At 68.5% G+C, this 1,759-nt stretch carries 2 protein-coding genes; both read left to right on the forward strand.

Features of this window, described 5'->3' with window-relative positions; genetic code table 11:
• The first annotated feature begins 17 nt into the window (after positions 1-17).
• Positions 18-797, forward strand: coding sequence for an electron transfer flavoprotein subunit beta/FixA family protein (locus OC439_RS30110; RefSeq protein WP_262016374.1), 780 nt, complete (start codon positions 18-20; stop codon positions 795-797).
• Positions 798-809: 12 nt separating this feature from the next.
• On the forward strand, positions 810-1,759 hold a 950-nt coding region (locus tag OC439_RS30115; RefSeq protein WP_262016373.1), incomplete at its 3' end, for an electron transfer flavoprotein subunit alpha/FixB family protein.

Consider the following 1,759-nt stretch of genomic DNA (forward strand, 5'->3'; position numbering starts at 1 on the left):
AGGGTCGTCGAAGCGCGATGAACATCGTCGTACTCGTCAAGCAGGTGCCTGATTCGGGCGCGGACCGCAACCTGCGTTCTGACGACAACACCGTCGACCGCGGTTCGGCGAACAACGTCATCAACGAGATGGACGAGTACGCCATCGAGGAGGCGTTGAAGATCAAGGAGGCGCACGGCGGCGAGGTCACCGTCCTGACGATGGGTCCGGACCGGGCGACCGAGTCGATCCGTAAGGCGCTGTCCATGGGTCCGGACAAGGCCGTCCACGTCGTCGACGACGCCTTGCACGGCTCCTGCGCGGTGGCTACGTCGAAGGTGCTCGCCGCCGCCCTCGGTCAGCTGGGCGCCGATCTGGTCATCTGTGGTGCCGAGTCGACCGACGGCCGGGTGCAGGTCATGCCGCACATGATCGCCGAGCGGTTGGGTGTGGCTGCTCTGACCGGTGCGCGCAAGCTCACCGTCGACGGGGCCGGTCTGACCGTGGAGCGGCAGACCGAGGAGGGCTACGAGGTGGTCACCGCCTCGACTCCGGCTGTGGTGTCCGTCTGGGACACCATCAACGAGCCGCGTTACCCGTCCTTCAAGGGCATCATGGCGGCCAAGAAGAAGCCGGTGCAGACGCTGTCCCTGGGTGACCTGGGCGTGGCCCCGGCTGAGGTGGGCTTCGACGGTGCTACCAGCGCCGTGGTGGAGCACTCCAAGCGTCCGCCGCGCTCCGGCGGCGAGAAGATCACCGACGAGGGCGAGGGCGGCGTGAAGCTGGTCGAGTTCCTCGCCACCGAGAAGTTCGTGTGAGAGGTCACTGACATGTCTGAGGTTCTCGTCGTCGTCGAAGCCACGAAGGAATTCGGCGTCAAGAAGGTCACCCTGGAGATGCTCACCCTCGCCCGCGAGCTGGGCTCCCCGAGCGCTGTCGTCCTCGGTGGGGCCGGCGCTGCCGAGGCGCTGAGCGCCAGGCTCGGTGAGTACGGCGCGGAGAAGATCTACGCCGCCGAGGGTGAGGAGATCGACGGCTACCTGGTGGCCCCCAAGGCGACTGTGGTCGCCGAGTTGGTCAAGCGCGTCCAGCCGGCTGCCGTGCTGCTCGCCTCGTCGCAGGAGGGCAAGGAGATCGCCGCCCGCCTGGCGGTCAAGCTGGACAACGGCATCCTGACCGACGTGGTCGGCCTGGCCGCCGACGGCACCGCCACCCAGGTGGCGTTCGCCGGCTCCACCATCGTCAAGTCCAAGGTCACCAAGGGCCTGCCGCTGGTCACCGTCCGGCCGAACTCGCTCAACCCGGCCACGGCCGCGGCGACCCCGGCGGTCGAGCAGCTCACCGTGTCGGTCACCGATGCGGACAAGCTGGCCAAGGTCGTCGAGCGGGTCGCCGAGCAGAAGGGCTCCCGCCCCGAGCTGACCGAGGCGTCGGTCGTGGTGTCCGGCGGTCGTGGTGTCGGCAACGCCGACAACTTCAAGCTGGTCGAGGAGATGGCCGACCTGCTCGGCGGCGCGGTCGGCGCGTCCCGCGCGGCAGTCGACTCCGGCTACTACCCGCACCAGTTCCAGGTGGGCCAGACCGGCAAGACGGTCTCCCCGCAGCTCTACGTCGCGCTGGGCATCTCCGGTGCGATCCAGCACCGGGCCGGCATGCAGACCTCGAAGACCATCGTCGCGGTGAACAAGGACGCCGAGGCGCCGATCTTCGAGCTGGCCGACTACGGCGTGGTCGGCGACCTGTTCAAGGTCGTCCCGCAGGCCGCCGAGGAGATCCGCAA

The organism is Micromonospora sp. Mcm103, assembly GCF_024519755.1.
Classification (GTDB): domain Bacteria; phylum Actinomycetota; class Actinomycetes; order Mycobacteriales; family Micromonosporaceae; genus Micromonospora; species Micromonospora aurantiaca.